The organism is Alcanivorax limicola (assembly GCF_019931215.1).
GTDB lineage: Bacteria > Pseudomonadota > Gammaproteobacteria > Pseudomonadales > Alcanivoracaceae > Isoalcanivorax > Isoalcanivorax limicola.
Genome location: NZ_JAIOUB010000003.1, coordinates 212,525 through 230,006 on the forward strand (window position 1 = coordinate 212,525; position 17,482 = coordinate 230,006).

Consider the following 17,482-nt stretch of genomic DNA (forward strand, 5'->3'; position numbering starts at 1 on the left):
GCCACGCATGACGCAAACGCAGCAGTACGCACACCAGCCGGTAATGCTGGAGGAGGTGCTGGAGTTGTTGCCTACCCGGACCAACGGCTTTTATGTCGACGGCACCTTCGGGCGCGGCGGCCACAGCCGTGCCCTGCTGGCACAGCTCGGTCCTGATGCGCGTCTGATCGGCATTGATCGTGATCCGCAAGCGGTGGCAACCGGCGCACAGCTGGCTGCGGAAGATGCGCGTTTCAGCATTCATGCCGGTCGCTTTGATTGCCTGGCGGAGGTCGTCGCGCAGGCGGGCCGGCCGCTGGACGGATTGCTGCTGGATCTGGGGGTGTCTTCTCCGCAACTGGATGATCCGTCACGCGGCTTCAGCTTCATGCGTGACGGGCCGCTGGATATGCGCATGGACCCGACCTCGGATGAAAGCGCCGCCGAGTGGCTGGCGCGGGCCGAGCAGGAAGATATCGCCAATGTGCTCTACCGCTATGGCGAAGAGCGCCGCTCGCGCGCCATCGCACGCAAGATCTGCGAAACACGTGAAGCGCAGCCGCTGCGTACCACAACGCAGCTGGCGGCATTGATTGAAGGGGTGCTGGGCCGCGGGCAACCGGGCAAGCACCCGGCGACGCGCAGCTTTCAGGCCATCCGGATTCATATCAATCAGGAACTGGCGGCCCTTGAGGCAGTGCTGGATCAGGCGTTGGCCAGCCTGGCGCCGGGCGGCCGTCTGGTGGTGATCAGTTTTCATTCGCTGGAAGACCGGCTGGTGAAGCTGTTCTTGCGTGATGCGGCCGGGCGCACACCGCAGCCCCGTGGTTTGCCGGTGCCGGCACCGCCGGTGTTGCTGAAGCCGGTGGGCAAGGCGCGCCAGGCCAGTGATGCGGAAGTGGCGGTGAATGCGCGCTCGCGCAGTGCGGTGCTGCGAGCGGCCGAGAAAGTGGGCGCGGAGTCCGGGAAGGTGCCGTCGTGAAGGGCGCTGCGGCCTCCTCAGCGCCAGCGCGCGGCAAGGTGCTGCTGGTACTGGCGTTGACGGTGGCCCTGGTGGGGTCGGCACTGTCTGTGAGCTACAGCGTGCACCAGGCCCGCAAACTCACGGCGGCGTCGCAGCAATTGCAGCGTGAGCATGACCGGTTGCACACGGAATGGGGGCAGCTGCTCCTGGAACAGAGTACCTGGGGTTCTTACGCCCGCGTGGAAAGCGTGGCGCGGGAACAACTGAACATGAAACAGCCCACGGGCAACGAGCGAGTGGTGGTAAGGCCATGACGGCACGGCGCAAGACACAGCAGCCTCACAGCCCCCGGCGACTTTATGTCGTCATGACGGTGCTGGGCCTGTGTGTGCTTGCGCTGGGCTGGCGTGCGGTAGATCTGCACGTGGGGCAGCATGAGTACCTGTCCCGCCAGGGCGATCTGCGCAATCTGCGCATCGAGCCGCTGGCGGCGCATCGCGGCGTGATCACGGATCGCGAAGGGCGTCCGCTGGCGGTCAGCACTCCGGTGACTACCTTGTGGGCCAATCCCCGCGAAGTGCTGGCAGCTCGGGAAACCTGGACACGCCTGCGCGACAATCCGGTGCTCAATAGCCGCACACTGGCCGCACGGGTCGAGCCTTTCAGTAATCGCGAATTCATTTACCTCGCTCGCCACCTTGCGCCGGAAGATGCCGAGCAGGTGCTGGCGCTGCGCGTGCCCGGTATTTATTCGCTGACGGAATACCGCCGCTACTATCCGGCCGGTGAAGTGGCCAGCCATCTGGTGGGCTTCACCAATATCGACGAAGTCGGTCAGGAAGGCATCGAGCTGGCGATGGAGTCGCGGTTGCGTGGCCAGCCGGGCCGCAAAAAAGTCGTGCGCGACCTGCACGGCCGGGTGATTCAGGATATCGAAGTGCTGCAGGATGCCAGCCCGGGACAGGATGTTGTGTTGAGCATCGACCTGCGCCTGCAGTATCTGGCCTACCGTGAACTGATGAGCACCGTGACGCGACATCGGGCCGCCGGGGGCAGTGCGGTGGTGCTGGATGCCCGCACCGGTGAAGTGCTGGCGATGGTGAACCAGCCTGGCTATAACCCGAACAATCGCAGCGGCGTCAGCGTCGCCGCGTTGCGTAATCGGGCGGTGACGGACGTGTTCGAGCCGGGCTCCACCCTCAAGCCGTTCACCGTTGCGGCGGCGCTGGAGAGCGGTATGGTGACGCCGACCACCAGTATCGATACGCGCCCCGGCACCATGCGTGTGGCCAACAAGACCATTCGCGATCACCGCAATTACGGCGTCATTGATGTCGCCACCGTGTTGACCAAATCCTCCAACGTCGGCACCACCAAATTGTCCCTGGCGATGGACGACCAGTTGCTGCCGGGCTTCCTGGAGCAGGTCGGCCTGGGTGTCAGAACCGGCGTTGTGTTCCCCGGTGAAAGCGTCGGCATGTTGCCGATTCGGCAGCGCTGGCGCGATATCGAAAAAGCGTCCCTGTCTTACGGCTACGGCGTGTCGGTCACTGCGCTGCAACTGGCCCGCTCCTACGCGGTGATGGCCAACGAAGGGCGCCGTTTGCCGGTGACACTGCAGCGCCTTGATGCGAAACAGATTGCGGACAATGAGCGTTTCGCCGAGCAGGTCATCAGCCCGGGGTACGCCCGCGCGCTGGTGGACATGATGGAAACGGTGGTCAGCGAAGAGGGCACCGCGCGTCGCGCTGGCGTGCCCGGCTATCGTGTGGCGGGCAAGACCGGCACGGTGCACAAACTGATGGCCACCGGTTACGCGGATGATCGTTATGTCGCGCTGTTCGCCGGCGTGGCACCGGCGGAAGATCCGCGCTTCGTGACGGTGGTGGTGGTTGATGATCCGCGTGGTCAGGATTATTTCGGTGGCCTGGTCGCGGCGCCCGCATTTGCCAACATCATGGCCGGCGTGCTGCGCACGCTGGATATCGAACCACCGGAAGACTTGTTGCCCCCGGCGATCTACGCCGGCGGCCGCAGCGGGGAGGGGCGCATATGAGCCTGCCGCTGCACCAGCTTCTGGATCAGTTTCTCCCCGACGTAACGCTGCCTCCGCATCTGGCAGCGTTACCGGTTAATGCGCTGTGCCTGGACAGCCGCAAGGTGTCCGCAGGTGATACGTTTGTGGCGCTTGCCGGGCAGGATCACGACGGCCGCGCCTACATGGCGGATGCCGTTCGCGCGGGCGCCACACTGGTGCTGGCCGAGGGGGAGCAGGGTGATGTGTCTCCGTCCGGCTTGCAGGACGTCCCGGTCGTCACCGTACCGGCGCTGCGTCACCAGCTGGGGTATCTGGCGGCGCGCCTGCACGGCGAGCCGGGCCGGGCCATGACGGTGATCGGCATTACCGGCACCAACGGCAAGACCAGCACCACCTGGTTCCTGGCGGATGCGTTGAATGCGGCCGGCCATGCCAGTGCATTGATCGGCACCCTGGGCGTGCGCTTCAAGGATCTGATGGAAGACCTGGGCCACACCACGCCGGACCCGATCAGTCTGCAACGCACGCTGGCGGCATGCCGTGATCGCGGTGCGCGCTCGGTGGTGATGGAAGTGTCCTCCCACGCGCTGGATCAGGGGCGCCTCAATGGCACCCCGGTTGCCGTGGCGGTATTCACCAATCTGAGCCGTGATCATCTGGACTACCACGGCGACATGGATCGCTATTTCGAAGCCAAGGCGCGCCTGTTTGCCGATCCGGCGCTGAGTCTGGCGGTGATCAATCTGGATGATGCGGCGGGCCGGCATTTGCGTGCGCGCCTGCCGGCCCGTTTGCCCTGCATCACCTTCGGTGATCATGCGGAGGCGCTGGTGCGTTGCACCGACCTCTCCACCCATGCGGCGGGTATGTCGTTTGTCCTCGCCGTGGCGGGTGAGGCCATCACGGTGCGGGTACCGCTGTACGGTCGCTTCAATCTGGAAAATCTCATGGCGGTGGCCGCTGTGCTGTACGGCATGGGTCTGGATGCCGAGGCCATCGCCCGTGGCCTGAATGCCGTGACGCCGGTGCCGGGTCGCATGCAGCCCGTGCAGCTGGCCGACGCGACGACGCAGGCGAAACCGCCGGTGGTGCTGGTGGATTATGCCCACACCCCTGACGGTCTTGAGAAAGCCTTGAGCGCAGTGCGCGCCCATTTCAGCGGTGCGCTGCACTGCGTGGTGGGATGCGGTGGCAATCGCGATACCGGCAAGCGTGCCGAGATGGCCGCTATCGCCGAGCGCATGGCGGATCACCGTGTCTTTACCAGCGACAACCCGCGCTTCGAGGCGCCGGAAAAAATTCTGGCTGACATGCAGGCGGGGCTGACGGATCAGGCTGCTGCACAGGTCATTGTTGATCGCGCTGAGGCGATCAATCAGGCCATTCGGCAGGCGGGCAGTGATGACGTGGTGCTGATCGCCGGGAAAGGCCATGAAACGTATCAGGACATCTGTGGTCATCGTTACCCGCAAGACGACCGTGAACTGGCGCTTGCGGCGTTGACTGCCTGGAGGCCGCTATGAGCGCAGATGCCATGACTACCACGATGACCCTTTCCGCCGTTGCCGCGCTGACCCACGGCCACCGCGTGGGTGCTGAGCAATCTTTCCAGCGTGTCAGTACGGATACCCGCAGCATCGCGCCGGGTGATCTGTTCGTGGCACTGCGCGGCGAGCGCTTTGATGCCCACGATTATCTCGAGCAGGCCGCCAGTGCCGGTGCCTGTGCCGCCGTTGTGGAACGCCCGACCACCGCCTTCGCCGACTACGTGCAGGTGGCGGACAGCCGCCGTGCGCTGGGCGAACTCGCCGCAGGCTGGGCTGACCGCCATGCGCTGACACGCGTCGCCGTCACCGGCAACGCGGGCAAGACCACCGTCAAGGAAATGATCGCGGTGATGCTGGGTGAAGGCACGCTGGCGACACGCGGCAATCTCAATAACGACATTGGTGTGCCGCTGACGTTGCTGTCGCTGAAGCCGGAACACCGCTACGGGGTGTTCGAGCTGGGTGCCAATGCGCCGGGCGAAATCGCCTGGACCAGCAGCCTGGTCAAGGCGCAGGTCGGTTTGATCACCAATGTCACCGGTGCCCATCTTGAAGGCTTCGGTACCTTGCAGGGCATTGCCGATGCCAAGGCAGAATTATTCGCCGGGCTTGCCGACGGGGCCACCGCCATCATCAATCTGGATGACAGTTTTGCGCCTTACTTTACCGAGCAGGCTGTGGCAGCGGGCTTGCGCATCTGTCGAGTCGGGCAGGCAGAAAATGCCGGCGACGACGCGGACTTTATTGCCAGCGATGTCCATGCCGATGAGGCGGGCGTCAGCTTTCAGCTTTATCACGGTGGCGAGCAATGGCCGGTGCGTGTGCCGTTGCCGGGGCGCCATCAGGTCAGCAATGCCTTGCTCGCCATCGCGGCGGTAGTTGCCTGTGGTGAAGGGCTGGGGTCAGCGCTTCAGCGTCTGGCGCAGCTGCAGCCGGTGCCCGGGCGCATGAATCGCGGTGCTTGCCTCGGCGGCACCTTGATTGACGACAGCTATAACGCCAACCCGGGATCGGTCCGTGTGGCCATCGAGTTGCTGGCCACCTGTCCTGCTCCTCGCGTGCTGGTGCTGGGCGATCTGGGAGAGCTGGGCGTGCAGGCCACCGATATTCATACCAGCCTCGGCGTTGCGGCGCGCGAAGCCGGGCTGGATGCGCTGGTGACCGTCGGGGGGCTGGCAGCATCCGCTGCGGCCGGTTTCGGTCACGGTGCCATATCAGTGACATCACACGACGCGGCGGCGCAGGAAGCGCAACCGGTATTGGCGGCTGGCGGAACAGTGCTCGTCAAAGGGTCACGCAGTGCGCGCATGGATGTAGTGGTTGCAGCGTTGCGGGCAATGGGGGAGACGAACTGATGCTGCTGTGGGTAGCGGAACGACTGGCAGAATTACATCCCGGGTTTCTGGTGCTGCAATACCAGACCCTGCGGGCCATTCTCAGTGTGCTGACTGCGCTGATCATCTGCTTTGTGGTCGGGCCGACCATGATTCGCAAACTGAACCAGTACCAGGTCGGGCAGGCAATTCGTGATGACGGTCCCAAGAGCCATCTGAGCAAGGCCGGCACGCCGACCATGGGCGGCGCATTGATTCTGGTGTCCATCGCTTTCTCCACGCTGTTGTGGGCCGACCTGGGCAATCGCTTTGTCTGGATCACCCTGGGCGTGCTGGTCATTTTCGGCGCGGTGGGCTGGGTCGATGACTGGCGCAAGGTTGTGGAAAAAAATCCGCGGGGCTTGCCCGCACGCTGGAAATACCTGTGGCAATCCGTGGGCGCGCTGGCAGCGGCCTGCGCCCTGTACTTTACCGCGCAGTCGCCGGTGGAAACGCAGTTGATCGTGCCCTTCTTCAAGGATGTGGCCATCAACCTCGGCCTGTTCTATCTGGTGCTGACCTATTTCGTCATCAACGGCACCAGCAATGCGGTCAATCTCACTGATGGCCTGGATGGTCTGGCCATCATGCCGACCGTCCTGGTGGCCGGCGCCCTGGGCGTCTTCGCCTATGTCAGCGGGCATGCCGAGTTTGCCAACTATCTGCATATCCCGTTTGTGGCGGGCAGTGGTGAGCTGGTGGTGATTTGCGCGGCCATCTGTGGCGCCGGGTTGGGCTTCCTGTGGTTCAACGCCTATCCCGCTCAGGTGTTCATGGGCGATGTGGGCGCGCTGTCCCTGGGCGCGGTGCTGGGTGTCATGGCGGTGATCGTGCGCCAGGAAATCGTGCTGTTCATCATGGGCGGCGTGTTCGTGATGGAAACCGTCTCGGTGATGTTGCAGGTGGCGTCCTACAAATTGACCGGGCGCCGCATTTTCCGCATGGCACCGATTCATCACCACTTTGAACTCAAGGGCTGGCCGGAGCCCAAGATTATTGTCCGGTTCTGGATCATTACGGTGATTCTGGTTTTGGTGGGTCTCGCGACCCTGAAGATTCGTTGATTGAAGGCGGCATGACGACGCAATGAGTAACGAAGCGTTCGATCTGGTCATTGGTCTGGGCATCACGGGCAAAGCCTGTGTCCGCTATCTGGCGGCGCAGGGGATGCCGGTGCGTGTGCTGGATACCCGTGCCCAGCCGCCGGGGCTGGATGCCTGGCGCGCCGAATTTCCGGATCTGCCACTGCACACCGGTGGCTGGCGCGAAGACTGGATGGGTGCTGCCCGCCGTCTGATCGTGAGCCCCGGCATTGCCATTGGTACGCCGGAAATTGCCCGTCTGATTGCAGAGGGCAAGGAAGTGGTCGGCGACATCGAACTGTTTGCCCGCGCTGCCAGCGTACCGGTTGCCGCGATTACCGGCTCCAACGCCAAGAGCACCGTCACCATGCTGCTCGGCGATATGGCCCATGCCGCATCCCGTCAGGCGCTGGTGGGTGGCAATCTGGGCACGCCCGCGCTGGAACTGCTGGAAGCGGATGCGCATCTGTATGTGCTGGAGCTGTCCAGCTTCCAGTTGGAAACAACCTTCAGCCTGGGCGCGCAAGCGGCCGTAATTCTCAATGTCTCTGAAGATCACATGGATCGCTACCACAGGCTGAGCGATTACATTGCGGCCAAGCAGCGCATTTACGACGGCTGTGAAGTCGCCGTCTGGAATCGCGATGATGAGGCAACGCGTCCGCAGGGCCCGGTGCCCCGCGACATCACGTTCGGCAGCCACGAGCAATCCGATTACCGGCTGGACGCGGCACGCCAGATGCTGATGTGTCGCGGTGTGGATCTGTTGCCGGCCAGCGCGCTGGCCATGCGCGGCAATCACAATGCACTGAATGTGCTGGCGGCACTGGCCATGGCCGAAGCGCTGGATATTCCCCGCGAACCGGCGCTGGCCGCCGCTGCACGATTTGCCGGGCTGCCTCACCGTTGCCAACTGGTGGCAGAGCAGGGTGGTGTGCAGTGGTTCAACGATTCCAAAGGCACCAATGTCGGCGCCACGCTGGCGGCGCTGGCCGGCATCGGCCCGGCGATCACGGGCAAAGTGATTCTTGTCGCTGGCGGGCAGGGTAAAGGGCAGGATTTCTCGCCGCTGGCCGCCGCCGCAGCGCAGCATGTGCGCGCTGCGCTGTTGCTGGGTGAAGACGCGGACAAGCTGGCCTCGGTGCTGGATGGCGTGGCATGCGAGCAGGTTGCTGACATGGCGGCTGCGGTGGCGCGCGCCGCTGCGCTGGCCGAACCGGGTGACGCCGTATTGCTGTCACCGGCCTGTGCCAGTTTCGATATGTACTCCGGGTATGTGGCCCGGGGTGAAGATTTCATGCGGCAAGTGCGGGAGGTGACACGTGAGTGCTGACGTGCGCGCCGGAACCCCCCGGTTTGCTCTGCCGTTGACGCCACTGCGCCCGTCGCTGGCACAGATCGACGTGCCCATGCTGCTGGCCGCACTGGGGCTGGCACTGGTTGGTCTGGTGATGGTGTCGTCCGCCTCCTTGCAGATCGCGGAAACGCGTCTCGGCGCGCCTTTCTATTTTGCAACACGGCATGCGATTTACCTGGGCATGGGCATCGCCCTGGGTCTGGGTGTGTACATGCTGGTGTCGTTGTCCTGGCTGGAAAAATTGCGCTTCCTGGCGCTGCCCGCCTCGGTGGCGGTGCTGTTGATGTTGTTCATTCCCGGCTTGGGCCGCGAAGTAAATGGTTCTCTGCGCTGGATCAATCTGGCCGGTTTCACCGTGCAGCCCTCCGAGATCGCCAAGCTCGGTTTCGTGATGTATCTGGCGGGCTATATCTCGGTGCGCAAGGCAGAGCTGGAAAGCACCTGGAAAGCCTTCCTGATGCCACTCGTGGTGTTGGGCATGCTGGCCGTGCTGTTGCTGATGCAGCCGGACTTCGGTGCGGTCATGGTGCTCGGCGTTGCCGCCATGGGCATGTTGTTCCTTTCCGGTGTGCCGACGCGGCGGTTTCTGCTGCTGGCGTTGTTGCTGAGTTTGCTGGCTGCGCTGATCGCCTTTGCGCAGCCTTATCGGGTCGCGCGCCTGATGTCGTTCATGGATCCCTGGGCTGATCAGTACGGCAGTGGCTATCAGTTGACCCAGAGCCTGATCGCGTTTGGCCGGGGCCACTGGTTCGGTGTCGGCATGGGTAACAGCGTGCAAAAACTGTTCTACCTGCCGGAAGCGCATACCGACTTTGTCTACGCGGTACTGGCGGAAGAGCTCGGGCTGTTTGGCAACCTGTTGTTGATCGCGGCGTTCACCTTGCTGATCAGCCGCATCTTCCTGCTTGGCGCAAAACTGGCGGCGCGTGGTTGGCATTATCACTCGCAGCTGGTCTACGGCATTGCCTTGATTTTCAGCACCCAGGTGGTGATCAACCTGGGTGTGAACATGGGTTTGCTGCCCACCAAAGGGCTGACGCTTCCGTTCGTCAGCTACGGCGGCAGCAGCTTGCTGATTTCCGCCGTGATGATCGCGCTGGTATTGCGTGCCGGCACGGAACTCAAAGGCTACGAAGCACGTCAGCGCGGGAGGGTGAGCGGATGAGCAACCCGACCGGCAAGACCATTCTGATGATGGCAGGCGGCACGGGCGGCCACGTTTTCCCGGCGCTGGCCGTGGCAGACGAATTGAGCCGTCGCGGTTATGGCATTCAGTGGCTCGGCGCAGAGCAGGGCATCGAGAACCGTCTGGTGCCAGCTGCGGGCTATCCGCTGCACGCCTTGAAAGTACGCGGTGTGCGCAGTGGCGGCCTGCTGCGCAAGTTGCAGATGCCGTTCCTGCTGTTGCGCGCCGTGCTGGCCGCACGACGTATCGTGCGCGGCACTTCTGCCGTGCTGGCCGTGGGCTTCGGCGGTTTTGCCAGCGGCCCTGGCGGGTTGGCGGCACGCCTGGCGGGCGTGCCACTGCTGGTGCACGAACAGAATGCGGTGCCCGGCCTGACCAACCGTGTCTTGTCCCGGCTGGCGCAACAGACGCTGGAAGGTTTCGAAGGCGCGTTTGCCTCCGGTAGCGCAACGGCAGTGGGCAATCCGGTGCGGGACAGCATCGTGGCATTGGCGCCGCCAGCACAACGGTATGCCGAGCGCCAGGGCGCGTTGCGCATTCTGGTACTGGGTGGCAGCCAGGGCGCACTGGCGCTGAACCGTCAGTTGCCCGCAGCGCTGTCCGGATTATTGCAGGCGCAACCGGCGGTGATTCGCCACCAGGCGGGGCGTGAGCGCACTGCCGAAGCGGCCAGTGCTTACGCCAGCGTGGCGCTGGAAGCCGCCGTTGAAGAATTTATTGGCGATATGGCAGCGGCCTATGCCTGGGCCGATCTGGTGATCTGCCGGGCGGGCGCGCTGACGGTATCGGAACTGGCGGCGGCCGGTGTGCCGGCGGTATTCGTACCGCTGCCCACGGCCGCAGACGATCACCAGCGTCGTAACGCCGAATGGCTGGCGTCCCAGGGCGCGGCGTTTGTCGTGGCTCAGGATCAGCTCAGTGCGGGGACGCTGGCCGCCTGCCTGCGCCCGGTGGTGGAAGACGGCGAAATCAGCCGCCCCCGACTGGCGGCCATGGCGGAGAACGCACGCCGGGTAGCGCAACCGAACAGCGCCACACGAGTAGCCGATATATGCGAGGAGGTGCTGCATGGCTGACAAGGAATTGATGACCGGCCACGTGGTTCCGGAAATGCGCCGTATACGCGCTATTCATTTCGTTGGCATCGGCGGTGTCGGCATGTGCGGCATTGCCGAAGTGCTGAGCAACCAGGGCTATGACGTCAGCGGCTCCGACCTGCGCGAGTCGCCGGTGGTCGAGCGACTGCGCAGCCTGGGTGTGCGCGTGGATATCGGGCATCTGGCAGCCAACGTACACGGTGCGGATGTCGTCGTGACCTCCACGGCGGTCAGTGGCGATAACCCGGAAGTGCTGGCGGCCCACGAGCAGCGCATCCCGGTGGTGCCACGGGCAGAAATGCTGGCAGAGCTGATGCGCTTCCGTCACGGCATTGCTGTAGCCGGTACCCATGGCAAGACCACGACCACCTCGATGATTGCGGCGATGATGGCAGAAGCGGGCATGGACCCGACCTTTGTGATCGGCGGTCGTCTGACCAGCGCCGGCACCAACGCGCGACTCGGCCAGAGTCGTTTTCTGGTGGCCGAAGCCGACGAGTCCGATGCGTCCTTCCTGCATCTGCAGCCGATGGTGGCCGTCGTGACCAATATCGACGCCGACCATATGCACACATACGGCGGCGACTTTGCCCGGCTGGAAAATACCTTTATCGAGTTTCTGCACAACCTGCCGTTCTATGGCATCGCCGTGATGTGTGTGGACGATCCGGTGGTGCGCAAACTGTTGCCGCGGGTCAATCGCCAGGTGATTCGTTACGGCTTCAGCCAGGACGCGGATATCCGCGCCCAGGTGTTGTCCCAGAGCGGCATGACCACCACCTTCCGCGTGCTGCGTCAGGGCTCGCGGGATCTGGATATCACCTTGAACATGCCGGGTCGGCACAACGTGCTCAACGCACTGGCCGCCATTGCGGTGGCGGCGGATGAGGGCGCCAGTGATGAGGCCATCGTGCGCGGCCTGGTGAAGTTTACCGGCGTCGGCCGACGCTTCGATGTACTTGGCGACTACGGTTTCGGTGCCGGTGAGCACAGTGGCGCCGCCATGCTGGTCGACGATTACGGTCACCATCCGCGGGAAGTCAAAGTCACCATCGACGCGATTCGTGATGGCTGGCCGAACAAACGTCTGGTGATGCTGTTCCAGCCGCATCGCTACACCCGCACCCGGGATCTTTATGAAGATTTCGTGGAAACGCTTTCCGGCGTCGATGTGTTGCTGATGCTGGATGTCTACGCCGCAGGCGAGGACGCGATTCCCGGCGCTGACGCGCGCGCGCTGTGCCGCAGTATTCGCCAGCGCGGTCAGGTGGAGCCGGTGTTCGTGGATGATCCTGAAAAGCTGCCGGCGTTGCTGGACAAGCTGTTGCAGGACGGTGATCTGCTGGTCACCCAGGGCGCCGGCAATGTCGGCAGTATCGCCCGACAGCTGGCCAGTCTGGGTGTGAAGAAAGATGTAAAGAAAGACGTGGAGAAAAAAGCAGGTGAGCGACATGAGTGAAGCGCGCAACCGCTTGAAGAAAAGACTGACGCGGGTCGGCCGGGTGGCTGTGCTGGCTGGCGGGCAGTCTGCCGAGCGCGAGATCTCGCTGAAAAGCGGCAAGGCGGTTCATGCCGCCCTGCGCGGTCTGGGCGTGCTGGCTGAGCTGGTGGACCCCAGTGATGTGTCAGTGGATACCCTGGCGGGATTTGAGCGGGTATTTATCGCCCTGCACGGTCGTGGCGGCGAAGACGGTGTGATCCAGGGCGTGCTGGAACATCTGGAAGTGCCCTACACCGGCAGCGGCGTCATGGCGTCTGCCATCGGCATGGACAAGGTGCGCACCAAACTGTTGTGGGCGGGCGCGGGTCTGCCGACACCAGGGTTTTATGTGGCGGGCCAGGATGAACTGGCGCTGGGTTTCCCGCTGATGGTGAAACCGGCCCGGGAAGGTTCTTCCATCGGCATGCGCAAGGTGGGCACCAGCGCGGAGCTGGCGGAGGCCATCGCCGAGGCGCGCAAGTACGACACCGATGTATTGGTGGAGCAGTGGGTGGAAGGTCGCGAGTTTACCGTTGCCGTGCTGGACGATCGCGCATTGCCGGCGATCCGGCTGGAAACGCCGAACAGTTTTTATGATTTTGAAGCCAAGTACCGCGCCGATACCACGCGCTACCTGTGCCCGTGCGGGCTGGATGAGCAGGAAGAAACGAAACTGAAAAATCTGGCGCTGCGGGCGTTCCGCCTGGTTGGCGCCAGCGGCTGGGGCCGGGTGGATGTGATGCAGGATGCCAGCGGCCAGTTTCAGCTGCTGGAAATCAACACCGTACCTGGCATGACGGATCACTCGCTGGTGCCCATGGCGGCGAAAGCCGATGGCATGGCCTTTGATGAACTGGTGGCAGAGATTCTGCTGAGCGCAACGCTGGATGCAGGGGCGCAACATGGTTGAACGGCGACAGGCAAGCCCGCGGCGCAGCAACAAGCCCGGGCCGGACAGCAACCGGCGCAAGCCGTCGCGGGGCGCAGTGCGCAAACCCGTGGCGCGCTCGCGCAAGGCAAAGGTGGCGAAGCAGCCATCGGTGCCGTTGGCCGCGCGGATTTCCCGTTTGCTGCCCTGGTTGCTGGCCAGTGTCGCCTTGCTGGGTGTCGGCGCCGGGCTGGGGCATTTGCCGACGGTGCTGGAGAGTTATCCATTGAAGCAGGTGCGTGTTGAAGGGGTGCAGGATCAACGCCGGCAACAGGAAGTGCAGGCGTCGGTAGCGACCCTGGTACGCAATGAAAATTTCTTCTCGGTACCGCTGGCGACGGTGTACCGGGAGGTCAGCACGCTGGCCTGGGTGGATGATGCCGAAGTGCGTCGTCAGTGGCCGGACCAGCTGGTGCTGAAAATTGCCGAGCGTGTGCCGGTGGCGGTATGGAACAACGAAATGCTGGTGGCCAGCAGTGGCGAACCTTTCCATGCCCTGGAGCAGTACAGCGTGGAAGCCTTGCCGAGACTGTCCGGGCCGGCAGCGCGGCTGGAGGATGTCATGAGCTATTACCACAGCATGAGCGGCATTCTCGGCCAGGCGGACCTGTCCATCCGGCGCATGCAGGTGGATGCCCGGCTTGGAGCAGAAGTGGAACTGGAAGATGGCGTGGTGCTGCTGGTAGACCGCGAGCATTACGCCGCCAAACTGCATCGCTTTGTGCAGTTGTATCAAGGCGTGCTGGGTGATGATCAACGTCGCCTGGCACGGGTAGATCTGCGTTATGCCAATGGCATGGCGGTGACCTGGGCGGACACGGTCCCCCAAAACGAAACGCGTAGCGACGAGAGAGTCTGAAGCCATGGCGAATTCAGCACAGGACCGGATGATCGTTGGTCTGGATATAGGTACCTCGAAAGTGGTGGCCATTGTCGGGCAGGTAAATGTCGACGGCACCATGGAGGTTATCGGTATCGGCTCACAGCCCTCGAAAGGCATGAAGAAAGGTGTCGTCGTGGATATCGAAGCCACGGTGCGCTCGATTCAGCGTGCCGTGGAAGAGGCGGAGCTGATGGCGGGCTGCCAGATCCACTCTGTGTATGCGGGCATTGCCGGCAGCCACGTGCGCAGCCTCAACAGCCACGGCATTGTCGCGATTCGTGATCGTGAAGTGTTGCTGGCGGATATCGACCGAGTGATCGACGCCGCACAGGCGGTCGCGATCCCGGCGGACCAGAAAACCCTGCATGTGCTGCCGCAGGAATACGTGGTGGACAACCAGGAAGGCGTGCGCGAGCCGGTGGGCATGAGCGGGGTGCGCCTGGAAGCCAAGGTGCACCTGGTGACCTGCGCCGTGAACGCGGCCCAGAACATCGAGAAGTGTGTGCGCCGCTGCGGCCTGGAAGTGGAAGACATCATTCTCGAGCAGTTGGCCTCCAGCTATGCGGTGCTGACCGAAGACGAGCGCGAGCTGGGTGTGTGCATGGTGGACATCGGTGGCGGGACCACGGATATCGCGATCTTCACCGAAGGCGCGATCCGGCACACCGCAAACATCCCTATTGCCGGTGACCAGGTGACCAACGACATCGCGATGGCGTTGCGGACGCCGAAACAGCACGCCGACGAAATCAAGATCAAGTATGCCTGCGCGCTGACCCAGTTGGCGGGCGCAGACGAAACCATTCAGGTGCCGTCAGTGGGCGATCGCCCGCCGCGCACGCTCAGCCGCCAGAACCTGGCCGAAGTGGTGGAGCCGCGTTACGACGAGTTGTTCACCCTGATCCAGGCGGAGCTGCGCCGCAGCGGTTTCGAGGATCTGATTCCCGGCGGCGTGGTGCTGACAGGCGGATCATCGCGTATCGAAGGCGCCGTGGACCTTGCTGAAGAAATCTTTCACATGCCGGTGCGGCTGGGCCTGCCGCAGGGCGTCGCCGGGCTGACCGATGTGGTGCGCAACCCGATTTATTCCACAGCGGTGGGCCTGCTGCTCTACGGGCAGCGCATTGAGGCGGAGGGCCGCTCGGCGCGTCGCGAGGCAGGTGGCGGTTCGGTGGACTGGATCGAGCGCTTCAAGAGCTGGTTCAAAGGCAATTTCTAGTATTTTCCGGTGATCCAGGTGGGTCACCGGCACAGGGTTCCCGGCGGGGCAGGTGCCGCGCCGGGGCAGTTCGACAACACAGGGAAGCAAAACCGGGAGATCCATCATGCAATTCAAACTCGAAGATAGCGTACCTCATGGTGCGGTGATCAAGGTGGTGGGCGTAGGCGGTGGCGGCGGCAATGCCGTGGACCACATGGTGCGCTCCAACGTGGACGGTGTGGAATTCATCTGCGCCAATACCGATGCCCAGGCGCTGCGTAACGCCTCGGCACGAACTGTTATTCAACTCGGCAACCAGGTCACTAAAGGTCTGGGCGCCGGTGCCAATCCGGATGTGGGTCGCCAGTCCGCGATCGAAGACCGCGAGCGTCTGGCCGAACTGCTGGAAGGTGCGGACATGGTCTTCGTCACGGCCGGCATGGGCGGCGGCACCGGTACCGGTGCGGCACCCATCGTGGCAGAAGTAGCCCGGGAAATGGGTATCCTGACGGTGGCGGTAGTGACCAAGCCATTCCCGTTCGAAGGCCGCAAGCGCATGAAAGTGGCGGAACAGGGCATCGAGGCACTGCGTGAGCATGTGGATTCGTTGATCACCATTCCCAACGAGAAACTGCAAGCGGTACTGGGCGGCTCCACAAGCCTGCTGGATGCCTTCAAGGCAGCCAACGACGTGCTGCTGGGCGCGGTGAAAGGGATTGCCGATCTGATCGTCAAGCCGGGCATGATCAACGTCGATTTCGCTGACGTGCGCACGGTGATGAGCGAGATGGGCATGGCCATGATGGGCACCGGCAGCGCCATCGGTGAAGGTCGGGCGGAAGCGGCAGCGACCGCGGCGATCTCCAGCCCGCTGCTGGAAGATGTGGATCTGCATGGCGCACGCGGCATCCTGATCAACATCACCGCCAGCGAGTCCATCTCTCTGCAGGAGTTCACCGCAGTGGGTGACACCATCCAGGAACTGGCCTCCGACGACGCCAATGTCATCATCGGCACCGCTATCGATCCGGATATGGGCGACGAGCTGACCGTGACCGTGGTGGCCACCGGACTGGGCGGCGCAGCCCAGGAACTTAAGGTGGTGCGGGGCAATCAAACCCCGGTGCGTGCGGACGGTCGGCCGGATTACGAGGCCCTGGATCGCCCCGCCTTTGGCCGCAGCCGGCCTCAGAGCGAGACACGTCGCAATGCCCAGGCCGCTGTAAGCGCCTCGGAAGATCTGGATTTCATTGATATCCCGACCTTCCTGCGTCGTCAGGCGGACTGAACGAACCGGACGTCCGGTTACGCCGACAAGCGGCACCGGAGCCAATGGTACAGGCCGCGCGGATCATGCTAGCATCCGCCCCCTGTTTTTGTGTTCAGCATGCGGTATCCTGAGTGATACCGACAAGATAGCGACAGGATCGATGATCAGACAGCGCACGCTCAAGAACGTCATCCGGGCCACAGGCATCGGACTGCACACCGGCGACAAGGTGTATCTCACTGTCCGGCCTGCGCCGGTGGACTCCGGGATCATCTTCCGACGGGTGGATCTGGACCCGGTGGTGGAGATCAAGGCCACAGCGGAGAGTGTCGGGGAAACTACCCTGTCCTCCACGCTGGTGCAGGATGGTGTGAAGGTCGGCACCGTAGAGCATCTGCTCTCGGCCATGGCCGGTCTGGGGATCGACAATGCCTACGTGGAATTGTCCGCCCCGGAAGTCCCGATCATGGACGGCAGCGCGGGACCGTTTGTGTTCCTGCTGCAATCCGCGGGTATCGAAGAGCAACCTGCTGCGAAGAAGTTCATTCGCATCAAGCGGGAAGTGCGGCTGGAAGAAGGCGACAAGTCTGCTGTCTTTGTGCCGTTCAATGGCTTCAAGGTGACCTTCAGCATCGAGTTCGACCATCCGGTGTTTGAAGGGCGTACGCAGACCGCCAGTATCGATTTCTCCTCCACGTCCTTCGTGAAGGAAGTGGCACGGGCCCGGACATTCGGGTTCATGCGGGATATCGAATATCTGCGGTCGCAGAACCTGGCCCTGGGTGGCAGTGTGGACAACGCCATCGTCGTGGACGATTTCCGGATTCTTAATGAAGACGGGTTGCGCTACGAGGATGAGTTCGTCAAACACAAGATGCTGGATGCGATTGGTGATCTGTACCTGCTTGGCCACAGCCTGATTGGCGAGTTCATCGGTCACAAGTCCGGCCATGCATTGAACAATCAGTTGTTGCGTAAACTGCTCCAGGAAGAGGATGCCTGGGAGCTGGTGACATTCGAGGATGAAGCGACTGCTCCGATTTCCTATATGAAGCCGGTGCTGACAGGCGAATAACCTCAGTGTGACCACATTAGTG

The 17,482-nt window shown here is 63.1% G+C and carries 15 protein-coding genes; all 15 read left to right on the forward strand.

Translation table 11 applies throughout. The features are described 5' to 3' along the window. Positions 1-7 precede the first annotated feature (7 nt). The 15 genes from rsmH to lpxC all read left to right on the forward strand — a co-directional run bounded on the left by rsmH (position 8) and on the right by lpxC (position 17,460). On the forward strand, positions 8-961 hold the full coding sequence (gene rsmH, locus K8B33_RS11155) for a 16S rRNA (cytosine(1402)-N(4))-methyltransferase RsmH (protein ID WP_223426437.1): 954 nt from the start codon (positions 8-10) through the stop codon (positions 959-961). Further along, on the forward strand, positions 958-1,257 hold the full coding sequence (ftsL, locus tag K8B33_RS11160; RefSeq protein WP_223426440.1) for a cell division protein FtsL: 300 nt from the start codon (positions 958-960) through the stop codon (positions 1,255-1,257). The genes rsmH and ftsL overlap by 4 nt, the downstream gene beginning before the upstream one ends. Continuing rightward, positions 1,254-2,999 (forward strand): peptidoglycan D,D-transpeptidase FtsI family protein, encoded by a 1,746-nt coding sequence (locus K8B33_RS11165; protein ID WP_223426442.1) that lies wholly within the window; start codon positions 1,254-1,256, stop codon positions 2,997-2,999. The genes ftsL and K8B33_RS11165 overlap by 4 nt, the downstream gene beginning before the upstream one ends. Then, positions 2,996-4,504, forward strand: coding sequence for a UDP-N-acetylmuramoyl-L-alanyl-D-glutamate--2,6-diaminopimelate ligase (locus K8B33_RS11170; RefSeq protein WP_223426444.1), 1,509 nt, complete (start codon positions 2,996-2,998; stop codon positions 4,502-4,504). Before K8B33_RS11165 ends, K8B33_RS11170 begins: the two co-directional genes overlap by 4 nt. Continuing rightward, positions 4,501-5,883 (forward strand): UDP-N-acetylmuramoyl-tripeptide--D-alanyl-D-alanine ligase, encoded by a 1,383-nt coding sequence (locus K8B33_RS11175; protein ID WP_223426446.1) that lies wholly within the window; start codon positions 4,501-4,503, stop codon positions 5,881-5,883. Before K8B33_RS11170 ends, K8B33_RS11175 begins: the two co-directional genes overlap by 4 nt. Next, positions 5,883-6,965 (forward strand): phospho-N-acetylmuramoyl-pentapeptide-transferase, encoded by a 1,083-nt coding sequence (mraY, locus tag K8B33_RS11180; protein WP_223426449.1) that lies wholly within the window; start codon positions 5,883-5,885, stop codon positions 6,963-6,965. Before K8B33_RS11175 ends, mraY begins: the two co-directional genes overlap by 1 nt. Before the next feature lie 22 nt (positions 6,966-6,987). After that, on the forward strand, positions 6,988-8,316 hold the full coding sequence (gene murD, locus K8B33_RS11185) for a UDP-N-acetylmuramoyl-L-alanine--D-glutamate ligase (protein WP_223426452.1): 1,329 nt from the start codon (positions 6,988-6,990) through the stop codon (positions 8,314-8,316). After that, positions 8,306-9,505: a putative lipid II flippase FtsW gene (ftsW, locus tag K8B33_RS11190; RefSeq protein ID WP_223426454.1), complete on the forward strand. Its 1,200-nt coding sequence runs from the start codon at positions 8,306-8,308 to the stop codon at positions 9,503-9,505. Before murD ends, ftsW begins: the two co-directional genes overlap by 11 nt. Beyond that, on the forward strand, positions 9,502-10,602 hold the full coding sequence (gene murG, locus K8B33_RS11195) for an undecaprenyldiphospho-muramoylpentapeptide beta-N-acetylglucosaminyltransferase (protein ID WP_223426457.1): 1,101 nt from the start codon (positions 9,502-9,504) through the stop codon (positions 10,600-10,602). The genes ftsW and murG overlap by 4 nt, the downstream gene beginning before the upstream one ends. Further along, positions 10,595-12,082 (forward strand): UDP-N-acetylmuramate--L-alanine ligase, encoded by a 1,488-nt coding sequence (gene murC, locus K8B33_RS11200; protein ID WP_223426459.1) that lies wholly within the window; start codon positions 10,595-10,597, stop codon positions 12,080-12,082. Before murG ends, murC begins: the two co-directional genes overlap by 8 nt. Beyond that, positions 12,075-13,013 (forward strand): D-alanine--D-alanine ligase, encoded by a 939-nt coding sequence (locus K8B33_RS11205; RefSeq protein ID WP_223426461.1) that lies wholly within the window; start codon positions 12,075-12,077, stop codon positions 13,011-13,013. The genes murC and K8B33_RS11205 overlap by 8 nt, the downstream gene beginning before the upstream one ends. Continuing rightward, entirely contained in the window at positions 13,006-13,890 is an 885-nt protein-coding gene (locus tag K8B33_RS11210; RefSeq protein WP_223426463.1) for a cell division protein FtsQ/DivIB, read from the forward strand. Before K8B33_RS11205 ends, K8B33_RS11210 begins: the two co-directional genes overlap by 8 nt. 4 nt (positions 13,891-13,894) lie before the next feature. Continuing rightward, on the forward strand, positions 13,895-15,133 hold the full coding sequence (gene ftsA, locus K8B33_RS11215; protein ID WP_223426466.1) for a cell division protein FtsA: 1,239 nt from the start codon (positions 13,895-13,897) through the stop codon (positions 15,131-15,133). Between the two features lie 106 nt (positions 15,134-15,239). Beyond that, positions 15,240-16,403 carry a cell division protein FtsZ gene (gene ftsZ, locus K8B33_RS11220; RefSeq protein ID WP_223426468.1) on the forward strand — a complete coding sequence of 388 codons (1,164 nt, stop codon included), beginning with the start codon at positions 15,240-15,242 and terminating at the stop codon, positions 16,401-16,403. Between the two features lie 142 nt (positions 16,404-16,545). Then, positions 16,546-17,460, forward strand: coding sequence for a UDP-3-O-acyl-N-acetylglucosamine deacetylase (gene lpxC / locus K8B33_RS11225; RefSeq protein WP_223426471.1), 915 nt, complete (start codon positions 16,546-16,548; stop codon positions 17,458-17,460). Positions 17,461-17,482: the final 22 nt, after the last annotated feature.